Origin of the sequence: Bradyrhizobium nivariense, from assembly GCF_029846695.2 — a bacterium.
Taxonomy (GTDB): Bacteria; Pseudomonadota; Alphaproteobacteria; order Rhizobiales; family Xanthobacteraceae; genus Bradyrhizobium.
In genome coordinates this window covers 313,620-330,655 of sequence record NZ_JARWCR020000001.1, presented here as the reverse complement: position 1 = coordinate 330,655, position 17,036 = coordinate 313,620, and the positions used below count along the sequence as shown (strand labels likewise).

At 64.1% G+C, this 17,036-nt stretch carries 19 protein-coding genes; 10 read left to right on the top strand and 9 right to left on the bottom strand.

The features are described from left to right. The first annotated feature begins 3 nt into the window (after nt 1-3). The 10 genes from QCM77_RS01600 (at nt 4) to QCM77_RS01555 (ending at nt 7,982) form a co-directional block, all read left to right on the top strand. Nucleotides 4-1,194 carry a CaiB/BaiF CoA transferase family protein gene (locus QCM77_RS01600; RefSeq protein WP_279681604.1) on the top strand — a complete coding sequence of 397 codons (1,191 nt, stop codon included), beginning with the start codon at nt 4-6 and terminating at the stop codon, nt 1,192-1,194. After that, nucleotides 1,191-2,354, top strand: coding sequence for an acyl-CoA dehydrogenase family protein (locus QCM77_RS01595; RefSeq protein ID WP_279681602.1), 1,164 nt, complete (start codon nt 1,191-1,193; stop codon nt 2,352-2,354). Before QCM77_RS01600 ends, QCM77_RS01595 begins: the two co-directional genes overlap by 4 nt. A gap of 9 nt (nt 2,355-2,363) precedes the next feature. Continuing rightward, the gene (locus QCM77_RS01590) at nt 2,364-2,771 is read left to right on the top strand and encodes a MaoC/PaaZ C-terminal domain-containing protein (RefSeq protein ID WP_279681601.1); all 408 of its coding nucleotides are present in this window, start codon (nt 2,364-2,366) and stop codon (nt 2,769-2,771) included. A 3-nt stretch (nt 2,772-2,774) separates the two neighbouring features. Continuing rightward, nucleotides 2,775-3,206, top strand: coding sequence for a MaoC/PaaZ C-terminal domain-containing protein (locus QCM77_RS01585; RefSeq protein WP_279665793.1), 432 nt, complete (start codon nt 2,775-2,777; stop codon nt 3,204-3,206). Nucleotides 3,207-3,214: 8 nt separating this feature from the next. Further along, a complete protein-coding gene (locus QCM77_RS01580) occupies nt 3,215-4,156 on the top strand; it encodes a dihydrodipicolinate synthase family protein (protein ID WP_279681599.1) in 942 nt (313 codons plus the stop codon). Between the two features lie 11 nt (nt 4,157-4,167). Further along, on the top strand, nt 4,168-4,470 hold the full coding sequence (locus tag QCM77_RS01575) for a DUF4286 family protein (RefSeq protein WP_279681597.1): 303 nt from the start codon (nt 4,168-4,170) through the stop codon (nt 4,468-4,470). Nucleotides 4,471-4,593: 123 nt separating this feature from the next. Beyond that, nucleotides 4,594-5,430 (top strand): ABC transporter substrate-binding protein, encoded by an 837-nt coding sequence (locus tag QCM77_RS01570; protein ID WP_279681595.1) that lies wholly within the window; start codon nt 4,594-4,596, stop codon nt 5,428-5,430. A 19-nt stretch (nt 5,431-5,449) separates the two neighbouring features. Beyond that, nucleotides 5,450-6,181, top strand: coding sequence for an amino acid ABC transporter permease (locus tag QCM77_RS01565; RefSeq protein ID WP_279681593.1), 732 nt, complete (start codon nt 5,450-5,452; stop codon nt 6,179-6,181). Beyond that, on the top strand, nt 6,178-6,984 hold the full coding sequence (locus tag QCM77_RS01560; RefSeq protein ID WP_462804278.1) for an amino acid ABC transporter ATP-binding protein: 807 nt from the start codon (nt 6,178-6,180) through the stop codon (nt 6,982-6,984). Before QCM77_RS01565 ends, QCM77_RS01560 begins: the two co-directional genes overlap by 4 nt. A 14-nt stretch (nt 6,985-6,998) precedes the next feature. Next, nucleotides 6,999-7,982, top strand: coding sequence for a dihydrodipicolinate synthase family protein (locus QCM77_RS01555; RefSeq protein WP_279681591.1), 984 nt, complete (start codon nt 6,999-7,001; stop codon nt 7,980-7,982). 211 nt (nt 7,983-8,193) lie between these two features. Here the strand turns inward: QCM77_RS01555 and QCM77_RS01550 are convergent, their stop codons facing one another. The 9 genes from QCM77_RS01550 to QCM77_RS01510 are packed head-to-tail and all read right to left on the bottom strand — an operon-like array spanning nt 8,194 to nt 17,034. Beyond that, nucleotides 8,194-9,168, bottom strand: coding sequence for an ABC transporter ATP-binding protein (locus tag QCM77_RS01550; protein ID WP_279665802.1), 975 nt, complete (start codon nt 9,166-9,168; stop codon nt 8,194-8,196). Continuing rightward, a complete protein-coding gene (locus QCM77_RS01545; RefSeq protein WP_279665805.1) occupies nt 9,165-10,034 on the bottom strand; it encodes an ABC transporter permease in 870 nt (289 codons plus the stop codon). The genes QCM77_RS01550 and QCM77_RS01545 overlap by 4 nt, the downstream gene beginning before the upstream one ends. A 10-nt stretch (nt 10,035-10,044) precedes the next feature. Beyond that, nucleotides 10,045-10,983 carry an ABC transporter permease gene (locus tag QCM77_RS01540; protein ID WP_279665807.1) on the bottom strand — a complete coding sequence of 313 codons (939 nt, stop codon included), beginning with the start codon at nt 10,981-10,983 and terminating at the stop codon, nt 10,045-10,047. Between the two features lie 31 nt (nt 10,984-11,014). Next, on the bottom strand, nt 11,015-12,565 hold the full coding sequence (locus QCM77_RS01535) for an ABC transporter substrate-binding protein (RefSeq protein ID WP_279665809.1): 1,551 nt from the start codon (nt 12,563-12,565) through the stop codon (nt 11,015-11,017). Next, nucleotides 12,543-13,703: an NAD(P)/FAD-dependent oxidoreductase gene (locus QCM77_RS01530; protein WP_279665811.1), complete on the bottom strand. Its 1,161-nt coding sequence runs from the start codon at nt 13,701-13,703 to the stop codon at nt 12,543-12,545. Before QCM77_RS01530 ends, QCM77_RS01535 begins: the two co-directional genes overlap by 23 nt. Continuing rightward, complete coding sequence (locus QCM77_RS01525) at nt 13,700-15,073, bottom strand: FAD/NAD(P)-dependent oxidoreductase (protein ID WP_279665812.1); 1,374 nt, start codon at nt 15,071-15,073, stop codon at nt 13,700-13,702. The genes QCM77_RS01530 and QCM77_RS01525 overlap by 4 nt, the downstream gene beginning before the upstream one ends. Next, complete coding sequence (locus tag QCM77_RS01520) at nt 15,070-15,354, bottom strand: (2Fe-2S)-binding protein (RefSeq protein ID WP_279665814.1); 285 nt, start codon at nt 15,352-15,354, stop codon at nt 15,070-15,072. The genes QCM77_RS01525 and QCM77_RS01520 overlap by 4 nt, the downstream gene beginning before the upstream one ends. Then, a complete protein-coding gene (locus QCM77_RS01515) occupies nt 15,351-16,046 on the bottom strand; it encodes an SDR family NAD(P)-dependent oxidoreductase (protein WP_279665815.1) in 696 nt (231 codons plus the stop codon). Before QCM77_RS01515 ends, QCM77_RS01520 begins: the two co-directional genes overlap by 4 nt. Then, the gene (locus QCM77_RS01510; RefSeq protein ID WP_279665816.1) at nt 16,039-17,034 is read right to left on the bottom strand and encodes an ABC transporter ATP-binding protein; all 996 of its coding nucleotides are present in this window, start codon (nt 17,032-17,034) and stop codon (nt 16,039-16,041) included. Before QCM77_RS01510 ends, QCM77_RS01515 begins: the two co-directional genes overlap by 8 nt. Between the last annotated feature and the right edge of the window lie 2 nt (nt 17,035-17,036).

Sequence of the window (17,036 nt, the reverse complement as noted above, 5' to 3'; positions counted from 1 at the left end):
CGGATGAACCTGCTCGACGGCGTCAAAATCCTCAGCTTCAATCATTATCTCGCAGGGCCGCTTGCCGCGCAGACGCTCGCCGATCTCGGCGCCGACGTCATCGCGATCGAGCCGATCGAGGGGGCGTTTCAGCGCAACTGGGCGGTCGCCAACCATTTCGTCGCGGGCGACAGCGTCAATCATCTGGCGACAGGACGCAACAAGCGGAGTCTTGCCGTCGATCTCAAGCATCCCGACGGCATCGCGGCGGTGAAGAGGCTGGTGGCGACCGTGCATGTGGTGATGGAGAACTTCCGGCCGGGCACCATGGCCAAGCTCGGTCTCGGCTACGATACGCTCAAGGCGATCAACCCCGGCCTGATCTATGCGGTGGCAACCGGCTTCGGATCGGATGGGCCGTACAAGGATCGTCCCGGCCAGGACCTGCTGCTTCAGGCGATGTCGGGACTAGCGATGCGAACCGGGCGCGCCGATGGCGGGCCGACGGCGGTCGGCGCGGTCATCGTCGACCAGCACGCCGCCTCGCTCTATGCCATGAGCATTCTCGCCGCGCTGTTCGCAAGGACGAAGACCGGCAAGGGGCAACTCGTCGAGGTCAACCTGTATCAGGCCGCCCTCGATCTCCAGGTCGAGCCGTTGACGGCATGGCTGAACGGCGCGCCGTCGCCGACGCCGCGCGGCCCGGCCGGCATCGCGGCGTGGTTCAGCCCCGGCCCCTACGGCATTCACGCCACGGCGGACGGCCATCTCGCGATCTCCATGGCGGCGCCCAAGGCGCTCGCGGCGGCGCTCGACTGCGAGGCGTTGAAGCAGTTCGGGGAGGCCGATAGTTTTTCGAAGCGTGAGGAGATCACGCGGATCGTTGCAGCCCGGCTGAAACAGAAGTCGACGGCCGATTGGCTGCCCTCGCTCGAAGCGGCGCGGATCTGGCACGCACCGGTGCAGGACTATCGCGATCTCGAAACCGATCCCCAACTCAACCATCTCGGCGTGTTCAAGACTGCGGAGAGTGCAGGCGGCGTGCCGATCCGGATGGTCGCGCATCCCGCGCGCTATGACGGCCAGACGCCGGAGGTGCGGCTGGTGCCGCAGCGGCTAGGCGCGCAAACGCGCGAGGTGCTCGGCGAGATCGGCTACGGCGCCGCCGACATTGACGCGATGATCGCTGGCAAGGCGGTGGGAGTGGCGCGATGATCGATTTTTCGGTCCCTGAGGATACGCGCCTGCTGGTCGACACCGTCCGCCGCTTCGTCGAGACGGAGGTGCAGCCGTTCGAGGACGAGGTGGAGCGGACGGCCACGGTGCCAGCCGACGCACTGGCGGTCACCAAAGCCAAGGCGCAGGAGCTCGGCCTCTACGCGATGAACATGCCGGCCGGCGTCGGCGGCGGCGGGCTGTCCTGCGTCGAGCATTGTCTCGTCGAGGAAGAATTCGGCAAGACCTCCGATGCCCTGATCCGCCGCGTGTTCGGTCAGGTCTATCCGATGCTGATGGCCTGCAAGGGCGAGCAGGTCGGGCATTATCTGCTGCCGACGGTGAAGGGCGACAAGATCTGCGCGATGGCGATCACCGAGCCGGGCGCCGGCTCCGACGCCGCATCGATCAGCACGAGCGCTCATCTCGACGGCGACGAGTGGGTCCTCAACGGAACCAAGCATTTCATCAGCGACGGCGACATTGCCGACTACGTGATCGTGATGGCGCTGACCGACAAGGAGAAGCGGGCGCGCGGCGGCATCACGCTGTTCCTGGTCGACCGCGGCACGCCGGGCTTCAGGGTTGCGCGGACCCAGCCGATGATGGGCCATCGCGGCTATGGCCATGCCGAGCTCACCTTCGAGGACTGCCGCATCCCCAGGGATGCCGTGCTCGGCGAAGTCGGTGCCGGTTTCAAGCTGATCATGCAGAGCGTGCTCCAGATCCGCCTCGCGCATATCGGTGCGCGCGCCGTGGGCATGGCGCAGCGGGCGCTCGAGATGATGCGCAGACATGCCGCCGAGCGGCGCCAGTTCGGCCAGGCGATCGGCGACTTCCAGATGGTGCAGAAGCTCATCGCCGATTCCGCCACCGAGATTTTCGGCGTCAAGATGATGGTGATGAATGCCGCCTGGGAGATCGACCAGGGACATGATCCGCGCGACAAGGTCTCGATGATCAAGGTTGCAGCGTCCGAGATGCAGGGACGCGTGGTCGACCGCGCCATCCAGGTGTTCGGCGGCATGGGTTTCAGCAAGGACCTGCCGCTGGAGCGCATGTATCGCGATGCCCGGGTCACCCGCATTTATGACGGCACGTCAGAAATTCACCGCATGCTGGTCGCGCGCAGCACGATCAAGAACGGCTTGCAGCTTTAGGACCACTCGATGTCTCACTCCCTTCTCAAGCCCGGCGCCGCCTTTGCGTTCCGCAAGACCATGACCGTGGCCGAACAGGCGATGTTCACCGGCATCAGCGGCAATCTTGGCGGTCTCTATGTAGATGCCGTCCGCGCCAGGAAGGCGGGCGCAGCCAACATGGTCGCCTTCGAGCTCGCGGTCGGCGGCCTCGCCACCACCTGCCTCAGCCAGCTCGGCGGGCCCACGCGGCGGATCGGCAGCATCGCGCTGAACTTCTCCGCCCCCGTGATCGTCGGCGACACCGTCGAGGCGAAGGCCGAGATCGTCTCGGTTGCTGGCGAAGAAGCGACCTGCCGCGTCACCTGCACGTTGTCATCGTCCGGCGTGATCGTGGTTGATGGCACCGCGACGCTCGTTCCGTTCGCGAAGGGCTGAGCCATGTATGAGCCGAAATCCTTCGATGAGCTGAAGGTGGACGACAGGGTGAGCCTGAGCAAAACCATCACCGAGGCGGACGGTGCGCTCTACATCGCCGCCACCGGCGACTTCGGTCCCGTCCACGTCGACGAGGTCTATGCAGGCGCCACGCGTTTCGGTCGCCGGTTGGCACCAGGGATCATGGTCGCGGGCCTCTGCACCAGCATCCTCACCAGCGAGCTGGTCGGCACGATCGGCGTGTCGGTGGAGGATCGCTTCTGGTTTACCGGTCCGGTGTTCTATGGCGACACGCTCACCTTCGACGTCTGGATCGCCGAGCAGCACGACGAGACCCGGACCATCATCTGGGAGGCGAGCGCCCGCAACGAGAACGGCCTCGAAGTGCTGAAGGCGCGCGCGAGCCTGAAATTTCCCCGGCGCAAACCGTCATGAGCGAGCTGATGAAGAAACCGGACCTGCGCGGCGTCACGGCCGCGACCGTGCTGCCCTTCAAGGACGACAGCGCGATCGACTGGGACGGCTATGCCCGTGTGCTCGACTATTGCGCCTGCCGGGACGGAATCGCGGCCGTGTTCGTCAACGGACATGCTGGCGAGGGCGGGTCGCTCTCGGACGACGAGCGCCAGGCAGTGATCGAGCGGACACGCAGGCATATCGGGGGCAAGCCGCTGCTGGCCGGCATCATTGCGCATTCCACTGCGGAAGCGATCCATCAGGCGCAGCTCGCCGAGGCTGCCGGCGCGGACTGCGCGGTATTGTTCCCACCGGCGCCGCTTGGCGGCGGTGCATCGGTCACCTCGCGCGCGCCGGTGGCTTTCGTACGGGCGGTCAGTTCGGCCATCGGGATTCCGGTGTCGATATTCCAGTATCCGCTGGCGTCCGGCTTCGGCTACTCGCCGCAAACGCTGGCGGAAATCGCAGCGCTCGACCGTGTCATCGCCATCAAGGAAGGTAGCGATACCATCTTCGCCTATGACGAGAACCGGCGGGCGGTGAAGCAGGCCGATCCGTCGGTCGCGGTCCTGCCGTCCAACTTCAACTGGTTCCTGCCGCAGCTTGCCGTCGGCGGCGACGGCATTCTGTCCGGTCTCGTCAGCCTCGCGCCGGATCTGTTCATCGCGCTGTGGCAGGCAGCGCTCGCCGACGATCTCAAGGCGATGCGCGCGGTCAACGAGCGGCTCTATCCGATCGTCGGCACGATCTACGGGCCGGCGCCGATCATGGACATGCACACGCGCATGAAGGTCGGCCTCAAGGCGCTCGGCCTGATCGGCAACGCCGATCCGCGACCACCGCTGCTGCCGGTCCTGCCTGCGCTGTGCGACGCCATTGCAACGACGGTCGGTGCGGCGCGCGCGACCGGCGATATTCGTCTGGCGTGAGGGGCGAACCCATGGCCGACGAAGCCTTCATCCACATCGTGCGGGTCGACATCGATCCCGAGCACGAAGCCGCGTTCAACGCCTGGTACGAGCAGAAGCACTTTCCCGATCTGCTCGCCTGTCCCGGCTGGCTGTCGGCAAAACGCTTCGTCTCCGCCGGCGACGGGCCGAAATACGCCGCCATGTACGAAGTTGCGGGACGCTGGGCGTTCGAGACGCCGGAATTCCTGAAGGTGAAGGGCTTCGGCCCGTTCGAATCGCTCGTGAAGAACTTCATGCGCATCCAGCTCAAGCCGATGTCGGGACCGGCCTGAGGGGGACTGAAGTCGATGCTGCCTGTCGTGTCGCAAGATCCGGCCGGCCGCATCCAACAAACGTAGAGGGGAAAGCCGGGCGAGGAACTGCATCGGTCATTGGCGTCTTACTGGAGGTAACACATGGTCTCGACACTGCTTCGCTTGGGTGCCGCTGCGGCACTCGTTCTCGCGTCCGCGGCAGCGCATGCCGCCTGCACGCCCGCGATCACCGACGACAATCTGATTGCGCCCGGCAAATTGCAGCTCTCCATCAACCCGACCAATCCGCCGCAGCAATTCGTCGACAAGGACGGCCAGTTGCAGGGCCTCAACGTGGAACTCGCCGCCGAACTCGGCAAGCGGTTGTGTCTTCCGGTCGAACTCGTCCGGATGGATTTTCCGGCCATGATCCCGGCCATGAATGCGAGCCGCATCGATGGCATCGATACCGGCATGTTCTGGACCGAGGAACGTTCGAAGCTGATGTACATGGTGCCTTATTCCATTCAGGCCATTTCGGTCGTTGTTGCGCCTGACAGCGGCATAAAAATTGCTATCGAGAATGATCTGATCGGAAAAACATCCGCCGTCGAAGTCAGCACCTACCAGATGAATTGGCTCAAGAAGCTCAGCGATGCGAACGTGGCGAAGGGTGGCCCCGCCATCGAGATGCGTACATTCCCGACGGCGACCAACGTCGTGAGCGCACTGCTCGCCGGACAAGTGGACAATGCGCTCCTCGTCGACAGCGTGGCGCGCGATCTCGTCGGCCGCGGCCGCGTCAAGGAAGTTCTGAGCGGGCTCGGCACGGCGCGCACCACACTTGGTTTTCGCAACAAGACTGTGGTCGATGCGGTCGTCAAGGCGCTGAACACGATGCGTGCCGACGGCAGCTACCAGGCGCTGTTCGACAAGTTCGGCCTGACCAGCCTGCCGGCGGATCAGCCGATTGCGATCGCCGGCCCAGGTCCGGCCTGATACCTACGGAGACGAGCCGATGAGCCATTTCAGTCCGACGGCCGCCGTCAACTACTTCTTCAACTACTTCCTGATGAAGGGTGTGCTCGTCACCATCGGCTTGACGGTGGCGGCTGTCATCGGCGGATTGATCCTCGGCATGGGCATCGCGTTGATGCGCATGTCGTCCAACCGGGTGCTATCAGGCGCGGCGCGGTTCTACACCTGGTTCTTCCGCGGCACGCCGCTGCTGATCCAGCTGGTGGTGATCTACAGCGGCTTGCCGCAGTTGGGGATCAAGTTCAGTGTCATCACCTGCGCGCTCGTTGGCCTGATCCTCAACGAGGCGGCCTATCTCGCCGAAATCGTGCGCAGCGGTTTCATGGCCGTCTCGGCCGGACAGCGCGAAGCTGCATGGGCCTTGAGCCTGTCGCCCTGGGTGACGTTCCGGCGCATCACCCTGCCGCAGGCGTTTCGGCTGATGATCCCCCCGCTCGGCAACTCCATCAACTCGCTTCTGAAGGCGACCTCGCTCGCCTCCGTCATCTCGGTCGAGGAGCTCATGCGTCGAAGCGACATGCTGATGCAGGAGCACTTTCAGATCCTCGAAGTCTATGCGGCCGCAACTGCCTATTACCTGATCCTCACCTCGGTCTGGGACGCGGTTCAGCGCCGGCTGGAGAAGCATTTTGGTCGATCCAACGCTGCGAAGTCCAGGCGGACTGTGGCGAGGGCGCCGGTTGCACAGGCGAGCATCGAGGCCAGAGCATGAGCGCATCACCGGAGAACGTAGCGATGGCAACCGGTATCGAGGGTGAAATGGTGCAGCCGCGGCTGCGCGACGTGCCGGCGGTTCGCATGGAGGCCGTTTACAAGCATTACGGCGACTTCACCGCGCTGAACGAGATCGATCTCAAGGTCGCCAAGGGCGAGAAGATCGTGGTCTGCGGTCCCTCCGGCTCGGGCAAGTCGACCCTAATCCGCTGCATCAATCACATCGAGAAGCACGACGAGGGCCTGATCTACGTCAACGGCACCGAGCTCGATCGCCAGCGGAAGAACATCGATGCGATCCGGCGGGATACCGGCATGGTGTTCCAGAGCTTCAACCTGTTTCCGCACATGACCACGCTGGAGAACTGCATCCTGGCGCCGATGACCGTGAATGGCATGACGAAGGAGGAGGCGAAGGATCTCGCCATGCATTTCCTGACCAAGGTCCGGATCCCCGAACAGGCCGACAAGTTTCCCGGGCAGTTGTCGGGCGGCCAGCAGCAGCGCGTCGCCATCGCGCGTGCGCTATGCATGCGGCCGAAGATCATGCTGTTCGACGAGCCGACCTCCGCGCTCGACCCCGAGATGGTCAAGGAGGTGCTGGAGACCATGAAGAAGCTCGCGGAAGAGGGCATGACCATGTTGTGCGTGACCCATGAGATGGGTTTCGCCCGAGAAGTCGCAGACCGGATCGTGTTCATGAACGAAGGAAAGATCGTCGAGCAGGCCGCGCCGGAGGAGTTCTTCCATCATCCGAAGTCCGAGCGGGCGCGGACGTTCCTCGACCAGATCATTCACTAGCGCGCGGGTCGGCGGTGTCTGGCGAGATTGAATCGTCCCCATCATTCGGCGATCGCCTGCGCGGCATTCATGCCGCGACGATCGTGCCGATGACATCCGATTTCCTGATCGATGAGCCGGCGTTGGCGGCGCACATCGCCTCAGTGGCGTCCGTGCCGGGTATCAATGGCCTGCTGGTCAACGGCCATGCCGGCGAGAACTTCGTGCTGTCCTTGGCCGAGAAGCGGCGCGTGATGGAGATCGCGCGCGAGCATGCTCCGAAGAATTGCCTTGTCGTCTCCGGGGTCAATCACGAGTCGAGCCTGGAGGCAGCGCGGGAGGCGGCCGCCCTGGAGCGGGCGGGCGCTGACGGGCTGCTGGTGTTTCCTCCCAACAGCTGGGCGCTGCCGCACGCCGACACCTGCGTGATCGAGCATCACCGCCGCGTCCGCGATGCAACGACCGTGCCCTTAATGCTTTACGCTGCGCCCATTGGCTCAGGCGCCATGGCCTATGCGGGACCGCTCTTGGAGCAACTGGTGGCGGACCGCCGGTTCGTGGCGATCAAGGAAGGCAGCTGGGAAGTTGCCGCTTATGAGCACAACCTGCGTTTGGTCCGCGAGCGCCGCCCGGACTTCACCGTGCTCAGTTCAGGAGACGAGCATCTCCTGACGAGCTACGTGATCGGAACGGCGGGCAGCCAGGTCAGCCTTGCGGCCGTCGCGCCCGAGCTTGTGGTCGGCCTTTGGAGGTCGGCCCTGGCTGGAGATTTGGGCGAGGCGCGAGCCATACACGAGAAGCTCTATCCATTGGTCACCGCAATCTATCGCGACGCGCCGGGAGGACGCGCGCCGGCGCGGCTCAAGGCTTGCCTGAAGTTGCTCGGACGGCTGGCTTGCGACGCCGTGCGTCCGCCGCAGCCGTCGGTAACGCCAACCGAGCAACGCGCACTTGAACTGGCGCTACGAACGGCCGGTTGTCTCAATGAGAGCGACGATTTGAGCCGGCGGGACGTTTAGTGAAGCGGGACGCCGCTCCGCTCGGCAGCCTAGAGCAACGACCAACCACGCCTCGATGATGCGAGGGCTGCATTGCGCCATGACTTAGGAGTCCGCGGCGTTGAGTCCGGTTCAGCCCGGCCTCGGCAGATGGCAACTGGGAATCCACAGTCGTCCGCAAGCGGTGGGGAAACCGCATCGTTCAACATGCGCCAGCAGTTGCTGCGACCGATCAATCCTCTGGATGGTGGCAGGCGACACCCCCATCACCATCAGCCCGCCATTCCGGATACACAGTGCGGCACAAATCGGATGCGCGGGGGCAACGGGGGTGAAAGTGGCACCCCGACGGCGGATTGGCAGCGGAAGGAATTTCGCCGATGATGCGCGGCAGACGGCCTCGTATACTTGGATCGGGGAGGGGCGAAGCATCACGCAGCATGCGCGTGTAGGGATGGCGCGGAGCGCCGAACACGCGTGCCACCGGGCCGCTCTCCACAATGCGTCCGAGATACATCACCGCGACGCGCGAGCAGAACCACCTGATGACACCGAGATCGTGGCTGACGAATACGAAGGTCAGGCCGCGCCGTGCCTGCAGGTCCTTCAGGAGCAGGAGCACCTGGGCCTGGACGGAGACGTCGAGTGCGGAGACCGGCTCGTCGGCAACGATCAGTTCGGGTTCGACAGACAGGGCGCGCGCGATCCCGATACGCTGACGCTGGCCACCGGAAAACTCGTGAGGGTGGCGGTCGTACGCAGACGACGGCAGGCCGACTTCCTCCAGCAACGCCATTGCGCGCTCACGTGCGGCGCGACCGCGGGCGAGACCGTGTACGCCTAGTGGCTCTGTCAAGGTCTGGCCGATCGTGCGTCGCGGATTGAGTGACGAATAGGGATCCTGGAAGACGATCTGCATGCGGCGGCGCAGCCGCTGCAACATGGATCCACGGGCGCTTGTCACGTCGATGCCGGCGAAGCGAACGCAGCCGGCATCCGGCGGAATCAGATGCAGCACGGCGCGGGCAGCGGTCGACTTGCCGCAGCCGGACTCGCCGACGACGCCGAACGCCTCACCACGCGTGACCGCGAAGCTGACGCCGTCGACGGCACGGACTATCGTTGTGACCGGGCGGAGTAAACCTTTGGTGACCGCGAAATGCTTGGTGAGATCGCGGACCTCGAGCAGGGCTGGGGGCGCAGTCATTGCGCGTTCGCTTTCGGATCGGTCGCGTCGTAAAGGCCGTCACCGACGAGGTTCAGTCCCAAGACCAGCACCAGAATGGCCAGGCCCGGCCATATGCACAGCCATGCCGAATCGAGAATATTCTCGAAACCGTCCCGCATCATGCCGCCCCAGGTCGGCGTCGGCGGCTTGACGCCGAGACCGATGAAGGAGAGCGAGGCTTCCGTACGGACTGCGGTCGCCATCCAGAGAGTGCCCATGACCAGGAGATCATTGACGATGCTGGGCAGCACATGCACGAGCAGAATTCGCAAATGCGAGAAGCCGAGCGCACGGCCGGCCTCGATGAAGGCGCGTTCCTTGAGCACCAGAACGGGTGCTCGCGCAATGCGCGCGAAGGGGGCTATTGCGGTGAGCGCAATCGCAATGACGAGATTGGTGACACTCGAACCAAGCAAGGCCACCATGATCATGCCGAGAATCAGGCTCGGGAACGACAGGAGGACGTCCATCACCTGCATAGTGACGAGGTCAAATCGGCCGCCGACATAGCCGCTGATCATGCCGATTGCCCCGCCGATGACGACGGCGCCGGCGATGGAAAGAAAGGACACCAGCAGGGACACTCGCGCCCCCCAAAGCAGCCGTGACAGCACGTCGCGGCCGAATTGGTCGGCGCCGAGCAGATACTCCGGACCGGGGCCAGCCAGGCGATCGATGATGTTCTGTTCGAGGGGATCGTGAGGGGCAAGCCACGGAGCCAGCAGGGCGCCGGATACGACGATCGTGCAGAGGATAACGCCGGCGAGTGTCGTGGGATCGGTCAAGATCCGGCTGGCCATCACACGCCATTGCGAAATTGGTGCGGGAAGGGTCACATCGGTCATTGCTTAACTGTCATTGCTTAACTCTTGGATCGATGAGGCCATAGCTGAGATCCGTAATCAGGTTTACGACGATGATCATGAAACAATAGATCACCATCATTCCCTGCAACATGGTGTAGTCGCGCTGGGTCAGCGCGCTGACGATCACCTTGCCGAGGCCGGGCCGGTTGAAAACGATTTCAGTGAGCACCGAATTGCCGATGAGGATGCCGACATAGAGGCCGACCACGGTGACCACTGGAATCAGGGCATTGGAGAAACCGTGGCGCCAGATGATGGAGCGCCGCGGCACCCCTTTGGCGCGCGCGGTGCGGATGTAGTCCTCCCCCAGAACCTGTAGCATCGAACTGCGCGTCACGCGCACCACGTAGGCAGCCATCACGATGCCGAGAGTGATTGCGGGCAGGACGAGTTTATGCAGGCCGTCGATCCAGTCGCCCGGGCGTGGATTGCCGATCACCGGAAAGAGGTGGAGCTGCAGCGCGAAGACGATCAGGAGGAAGATACCCGAAACGAAGACGGGAAATGACAGCCCGAGCAATGAAAAGAGACGGGTCAACACGTCGATCGGGCCGTTGCGATGTAGCGCAGCCCAGACGCCGGCGGGTATGCCGATCAGGCAGCCGATCACCATGGCCGCCAACGTCAATACGATCGTGTGCGGCAAGGCTTCGGTAATTTCGGTCCAGACCGGACGGTGCGTGACCATGCTGGTGCCGAGATCGCCGCGCAAGGCGTGGCCCAGGAAGTCGAAATATTGCGCGACGATCCAGCGATCGAGGCCAAGTTCGGCGCGCAGGGCGGCGAGGGCGTCCGGGGTCGCCCGATCACCCAGGATTGCAATGGCGGGATCGCCCGGGACCACACGCACCAGCAGGAAGACAAGCGTCAATACCGCGAGCAGTGTCGGTATCGACGCAAGCAGCCTGCGGATGATGAAGTTGATCACCGGACGATCCCGTGGCTCTGTCTCGTTGACCTCACTTGAAGTGCGTGGCCTCGGTCAAGAGCGGACCAAGCGATAACGAAGCCTTCAGATCGTAGCCGAAGTCGAGGTCGGTGCGATGCGCCCAGATCTGCAAGGCCTCGGCCAGCGGAACGGCGCAGACGGCTGCGACGATCTTTTTCTGGGCCTCGACCCAGAGGGCAACCTGCTTCTCGGTGTCGGGCTCCGTCCTCGCGGCGCCGATTTCCTTGTCCGCCACGTCGCAATGGCTGAAATTGGTGACCGCCGTCGGCTTTCCAACGATGCTAGCCGAGTGGAAGAACTGGGTCAGGTAGATGTCTGCCACCGGAAATCGTGCTGCCGCGTAATAGACGATCGGGCTCAGATCCTTGCGGATCTGCTGGTGAAAGGTGGCATGATCGACCACCTCGATGTCGAGATTGATGCCTGCCTTCCGCAGCTGCGCCTGCACGACCTGCATGCTGCCCAGCATCTGCGGCAACTGCGTGTGGATCACCTTGATCGTCACGCCGTCCGGATAGCCTGCCTCCTTGAGCAGTGCCTTGGCTTTGGCGATGTCGGTGTTGACGAGGCCGACATCCTTCGAAGATCCGAGATAGCCCGCCGGAATCACGCTTTGGCCCGGCCGCGCGGTGTCGGCGCCCTGCCACTTGACGAGCTCCGGCCGGTTGACGGCGTAGGCGATCGCCTGCCGCACGCGAATGTCGTCAAGTGGTTTCGCCGTGATGTTGAGATTGAGATTGGCGAGTTCGCCAGGCTCGAAGATATCGACGACCGAATCCGGCAACGCGCGGATGCGGTTGATCCAGGCCTGATCCTGTTTGCCGTAAACGAGGTCGATTTCGTTGTTCTGGAAGGCAAGGTCTCGCGAGGAGTCCGAGGGAATGTAGCGATAGCTCACGTGCTGCAGCTTCGGCTTGCCGCGGAAATAGCCGTCGAAGGCTGCGAGCTCGAGCGACTGGTTGGGAGTGTCGGAAACGAAGGCGAAGGGGCCCGTGCCGACCGGATTGCGGGTGAAGTCGGCGCCATACTTCTCGACCGCCTTGCGACTGACGATGTAGCCGCCGGAATAGTTGGTCACCAATCCGAGCAGACTCGGCACCTGCCGCGCCAGTACAATGTGGACCGTGTCGGGATCCGTCGCCTCGATGGTCTTGAAGGCGGCGAAGTCGGCGGAGAAGGCTGACGTCTTGGCTTCGCTGGCCCGTCTGAGGCTGAAGACAACGTCATCGGCGGTCAATTCGCCAAAATCGCCGTGAAACTTGACGCCGCGACGAAGATGGAACGTCCAGTCGAGCTTGTCGGTGCTTGATTCCCATTTCTCCGCGAGATCCGGCTCGATCTGCGTGGGATCCATCGTCCCCGGCTTAAAGCGCACGAGGCCGTTATACATCCAGGCAACCACCGTGCGGTCGATCGTGCTGACCGCGCGATGAGGATCGAGCTGGCCTACATCCTGGGCCGCCATGCCGACTCTCAGATCGGTCTTCGGCGCCGCCGAAACGGGCATCGCAACGAGAGTGGCGGCTACGAGTGCCGCGCTAAGCGTGACGGAAAGCTTCATGTGTCTGTCCCTGCTGGTTGAATAATCCGTCCTGCGCGAAACGATCGATACGGAACGGCTCGAGCGGGACATCCGTGCGTCCGTCGAGGATGAGCTCGCTCATGATGGCCCCAATGACGGGGCCGAGCTGGAAGCCGTGACCTGAAAACCCGAATGCATGAAACAGGCCGGGCGTCGTTCGGCTGGGGCCGATGACTGGAATATCGTCCGGTGTTTCACCGTCGATGCCAGTCCAGCTGCGGATCACCTGTACACCCGCGAGCTGCGGCACGAGTTGGAGCGCTTTCGCCATGACGGCATAGCCTGGCTCGGGCAATGGCCGTGAGCGCGGAACATCCGGATCGGATTCCCCACGGCCGCCGCCGAAGATGATGTTGCCGCGCCGGATCTGACGCAGGTAGACGTCGCCGCCGACGACGCCCAGATTGGGCGTAATGAAGTAGGATAGGGGCTCGGTCACGAGCATGTTCGGGCTCAGCGGTGAAACGGGAACCGGTTCGCCGAATGCTTTGGCGATCGCGCCGCCCCAATAGCCGGCTGTGTTGACTATATATTGGGCACGAAATTCATTCTCGCCCGACCGCACGATGAACTGAGTGCCGTCGTGGGTCAGATTGTTGACCGGCATGAATTCACGGATATCAGCGCCCCTATCGCGCGCGGCTCGCGCGAGAGCAGGGCTCAACAGACGCGGGTTGGCGGCGCCGTCGTCGGGCGCGAGCGAGCCGGCCACGACATCGGGACCGAGCCATGGATAGTGCTGATGAATGGCATTGCCCCCGATCATGATCAGCGGAAGGCCATTCGCCTTGGCAACGTCGAGATATGCGATGAGATCGGCTTCCTCGGCTTCGTTGCGTGCGAGCTTCAGGTGACCGGTCACCTCGAATTCGCAGTCCGTGCCGATGAGTTCCGGCAGCTTTGCCCAGATTTCGCGGGAACGGCGGGCGAGCGGCAGTTCGGCCGGATGCCGCCCCTGCTGGCGCACGCCGCCGTAGTTGACACCGCTGGCCTGTCCGCCGATCTGGCCGCGTTCGAGCAAAATGCATCGCACGCCGCGGTTCGCGAGATGCAGAGCCGTGGAGCAGCCAGCGCCGCCGCCGCCCACGATCAATACATCGGTCGGCGTGGCGCTCATGCCGCCTCCGCGGGAAGGATGGGAATCGGCTTGACGGGCGGCTGTCCGCGCAAGCGTCCAACTTGCTCCACCGGGCAGGAGAGCTTTGCCGCCAGCACCTCGGCCGCGGCTGCGCCGCAGACGCGCCCCTGGCAACGTCCCATGCCGACACGGGTCAGGGCTTTTGCCCGGTTGACCTCTGGTGGCGGAAGCGTCGCCAATGCCTCATTCGCGGCCGCACGCAGTTCGCCCGCTGTGATCACCTCGCACCGGCAGAGGATGGTATCGTCGGTCATGTTCGCCGCGAGTTTTGCCGGAAATGGAAATGCGCGCTCCAGTGCGTTGCGGAAGCTAGCGCCAGCCGCCAGCGTCGCATCGAGGCGCGCGACTGCACGCGCGTCAACCGTCGAGCAGCCACGCGCCGCCAGCACAGCCCAGGCGGCGCGTGCGCCGGCCGTCTCGGCGAGATCAGCGCCACGAATGCCGCTGCCGTCGCCGGCAAGAAACACTCCTTCGATCGATGTGCGTCCGGTGGGATCCTGGCGTGGCACCCAATTGTGTTGCACGGGGTCGAAGTCGAACGGCACGCCAGCGAGATCAGCGAGCTGCGCCTCTGGCTTCAGTCCCCAGCCGAGCGCGACGGCATCGACGGCCGCCTCGTGCCTGGTGCCGCCTGCGTCGCGCCAGCTCAGCGATTCCACCCGGCCGTTGCCCTCGATGGCAAGCGGGGTCGCGCCCTCGACTATGGGAATGCCGTGCGCGCGCAGCCAGGCGATGTAATAGAGGCCCTTGGCGAAGGTTACCCCGCCACGCATCAGCCCGAACGCCCGTTTCGTCTTGGTGGTGAATGGTGTCGTATCGAGCACGGCCACGACTTGCGCGCCGGCGCGGGCATATTGATAGGCGACGAGATAGAGCAGGGGCCCCGTCCCAAGAAAGGCGACTTGCGCGCCGATGGCGCAGCCCTGAGCCTTCAGTGAAATCTGCGATCCGCCCAAAGTGAAGACACCCGGCAGCGTCCAGCCCGGTAGCGGGATTACTCGGTCCATTGCACCGGTGCACAGAATTGTCTGCGCGAAAGCTACTGCGCGCGCCTTGCCCTCGCACATCGTGTCGATGACGCCGGGCCGCAAATTCCAAGCAAGGGTTCGCGGTCGGAAGTCGATCGAAGGACGAAGCTGGTCGAAGACGTCGTGGATGGCCCGCGCCTTTGCGGCCTCGAAGCCATAGAGGGTGTGCGCGGTGCGGTGGAAACCGGAGGGTTGGCGTTGATAGATTCGCCCGCCGCTCTCCAACCCTTCATCGATCACGACCGGCCGCAGGCCTGCGCCGACAAGCACTTCGGCCGCGCGCGTGCCGGCCGGACCGGCGCCGATGATGACAATGCTCATGGCTGCGCCACCCTGCGCGTCACGCGCATGCCCTCGGCGATCGGGGTGGTGCAGGCGCGCACACGGCCGCCACCCTCGACGTTCACCCAGCAATCCTGGCATGCCCCCATCAGGCAGAAGCCTGCACGGAGTCCATCGCCGAATTCGCTCGCGCGCAGGTGGTCGTCACGCACGAGGATGGCCGTGAGCAAAGTGTCCCCCGCGAGTGCGTCCGCGGGAGCGCCGTCGAGCAAGAATGACACGGTGGGCCGGTCCGTCTCTGCCAGCCGTCGCAATCTCATAGCATGTCCTCCAGCCGGCAATTGACCAGAAGCTCGGCGATCGTCGCCGTATTGGGCAGTCGCAGGACCGTCACGATCAACTCGGCGATGTCGTAAGGATCGCTCATCTTCTCGCGCGGCCATTTGGTGACATGAGCGGTCATGTCGGTCGCAACGAAGCTCGGGCAGATCGCGGTCGCGCGAATGCCGTGGTCCCAGCCGTATTGTCGTACGGCATGGGTGAGCGCGAGCAGCGCAAACTTGCTCATCGCGTAACCGGCATTCGCATTGCGAACGCGCTTGCCGGACATCGAAGCAACGTTGATCACGCGTCCTTCGCCGCTTTTCGCGAGATGCGGGAGCGCGAGACGAATGAGCCGCATGGGCGCCTTGACGTTGATCAGCATCATCGCGTCGAACGCCGTTTCGTCGGGATCGGTGAGATCGGCTTCCGGGTTGATTCCGGCCGCGTTGATGAGGCCATCGAGTCGGCCGAACTGCTCGATCGTCGCCGCAATCCACGCTTCCGCTGACGGCAGCGAATCCGCGTCGTAACGATGCAGCATCAGCCGGTCTGACCCGGCCAGTCCGCGCGGATCACGCACGCCGGCCGAGACGCGGTAGCCGCCAGCAACCAGGCGCTCGACCGCGGCGCGGCCGATCCCGCGCGAGGCGCCGGAGATCATCACGACGCGATCGGTGGCTTCAAGCACGGGCAAGCTCCCTGGCGACAGCGCCGGTTGCAACATGACAGCGGGCGAGATGTCCAGGAGCGGCGGTTGCCAGGACTTGCGGCGCCTCGCAGCCGGAACGACGCAACGGGCAGCGCGGCGCGAAGCGGCATCCCCTGGGCATATCGTTTAGAGGTGGCACACGACCTGGAATGGCGGCGAGCGTCTGCTCGGCGCGATCCATGCGCGGAATCGCGGAGAACAGCGCACGGGTATAGGGATGGGCGGGTCTTGCGAAAATCTCGTGCACCGGCGCCTGTTCGACAATCTGTCCGGCATACATGACCGCAACGCGATCGGCGATCTGGGCAACGACGCCGAGATTGTGCGTGATGAACAGCATGGCCATGCCGTGCCGCGCCTTCAGGTCTGCGAGCAGCCCAAGCACCTGCGCCTGGATGGTCACGTCGAGGGCTGTCGTCGGCTCGTCGGCGAGCAGCAGCGCCGGCTCGCAAGCGAGCGCCATCGCGATCATGACGCGTTGACGCATGCCGCCTGAAAATTGATGCGGATAGTCGTGGAAGCGCTGCTTGGCTGACGGAATTTTCACTTCTTCGAGCACGGCGAGCGCCTTCGCTTCCGAGTCCGCACGCGACAGGCCGCGATGGATGCGCAGCGCCTCGGCAACCTGTGCTCCGATATTCATCACCGGATTCAGGCTGGTCATCGGCTCCTGGAAGATCATCGTCATGCGGTCGCCGCGCAGAGCTTCGAACCCGGCCTCATCCAGAGTTCGCAGATCAATTCCGTCCAGGAGGATGCAGTCCGCCGACACGCGGCCCTGCGGCTGCGGTACAAGACCCATGATGGAGAGGGCCGTGACGGACTTTCCACAACCGGACTCGCCGACCAGCGCCAGCGTCTCATTGCGGTCGACCGTAAAGGAGACGCCGTCGACGGCCGGATACCACTCCGCACGAATACGAAATTCGGCTCGGAGATCTTCGACACGCAAGACCGGTTCGTGCATGG

Bases quoted from the DNA above. Each gene is read 5' to 3' on its own strand.
- QCM77_RS01530 (WP_279665811.1), bottom strand. From the start codon at position 13,703: ATGAGCGCCACGCCGACCGATGTATTGATCGTGGGCGGCGGCGGCGCT.
- QCM77_RS01550 (WP_279665802.1), bottom strand. From the start codon at position 9,168: ATGACTGCGCCCCCAGCCCTGCTCGAGGTCCGCGATCTCACCAAGCAT.
- QCM77_RS01580 (WP_279681599.1), top strand. From the start codon at position 3,215: ATGAAGAAACCGGACCTGCGCGGCGTCACGGCCGCGACCGTGCTGCCC.
- QCM77_RS01560 (WP_462804278.1), top strand. From the start codon at position 6,178: ATGAGCGCATCACCGGAGAACGTAGCGATGGCAACCGGTATCGAGGGT.
- QCM77_RS01510 (WP_279665816.1), bottom strand. From the start codon at position 17,034: ATGCACGAACCGGTCTTGCGTGTCGAAGATCTCCGAGCCGAATTTCGT.
- QCM77_RS01520 (WP_279665814.1), bottom strand. From the start codon at position 15,354: ATGAGATTGCGACGGCTGGCAGAGACGGACCGGCCCACCGTGTCATTC.
- QCM77_RS01565 (WP_279681593.1), top strand. From the start codon at position 5,450: ATGAGCCATTTCAGTCCGACGGCCGCCGTCAACTACTTCTTCAACTAC.
- QCM77_RS01600 (WP_279681604.1), top strand. From the start codon at position 4: ATGAACCTGCTCGACGGCGTCAAAATCCTCAGCTTCAATCATTATCTC.
- QCM77_RS01590 (WP_279681601.1), top strand. From the start codon at position 2,364: ATGTCTCACTCCCTTCTCAAGCCCGGCGCCGCCTTTGCGTTCCGCAAG.
- QCM77_RS01545 (WP_279665805.1), bottom strand. From the start codon at position 10,034: ATGACCGATGTGACCCTTCCCGCACCAATTTCGCAATGGCGTGTGATG.
- QCM77_RS01570 (WP_279681595.1), top strand. From the start codon at position 4,594: ATGGTCTCGACACTGCTTCGCTTGGGTGCCGCTGCGGCACTCGTTCTC.
- QCM77_RS01575 (WP_279681597.1), top strand. From the start codon at position 4,168: ATGGCCGACGAAGCCTTCATCCACATCGTGCGGGTCGACATCGATCCC.
- QCM77_RS01595 (WP_279681602.1), top strand. From the start codon at position 1,191: ATGATCGATTTTTCGGTCCCTGAGGATACGCGCCTGCTGGTCGACACC.
- QCM77_RS01525 (WP_279665812.1), bottom strand. From the start codon at position 15,073: ATGAGCATTGTCATCATCGGCGCCGGTCCGGCCGGCACGCGCGCGGCC.
- QCM77_RS01585 (WP_279665793.1), top strand. From the start codon at position 2,775: ATGTATGAGCCGAAATCCTTCGATGAGCTGAAGGTGGACGACAGGGTG.
- QCM77_RS01535 (WP_279665809.1), bottom strand. From the start codon at position 12,565: ATGAAGCTTTCCGTCACGCTTAGCGCGGCACTCGTAGCCGCCACTCTC.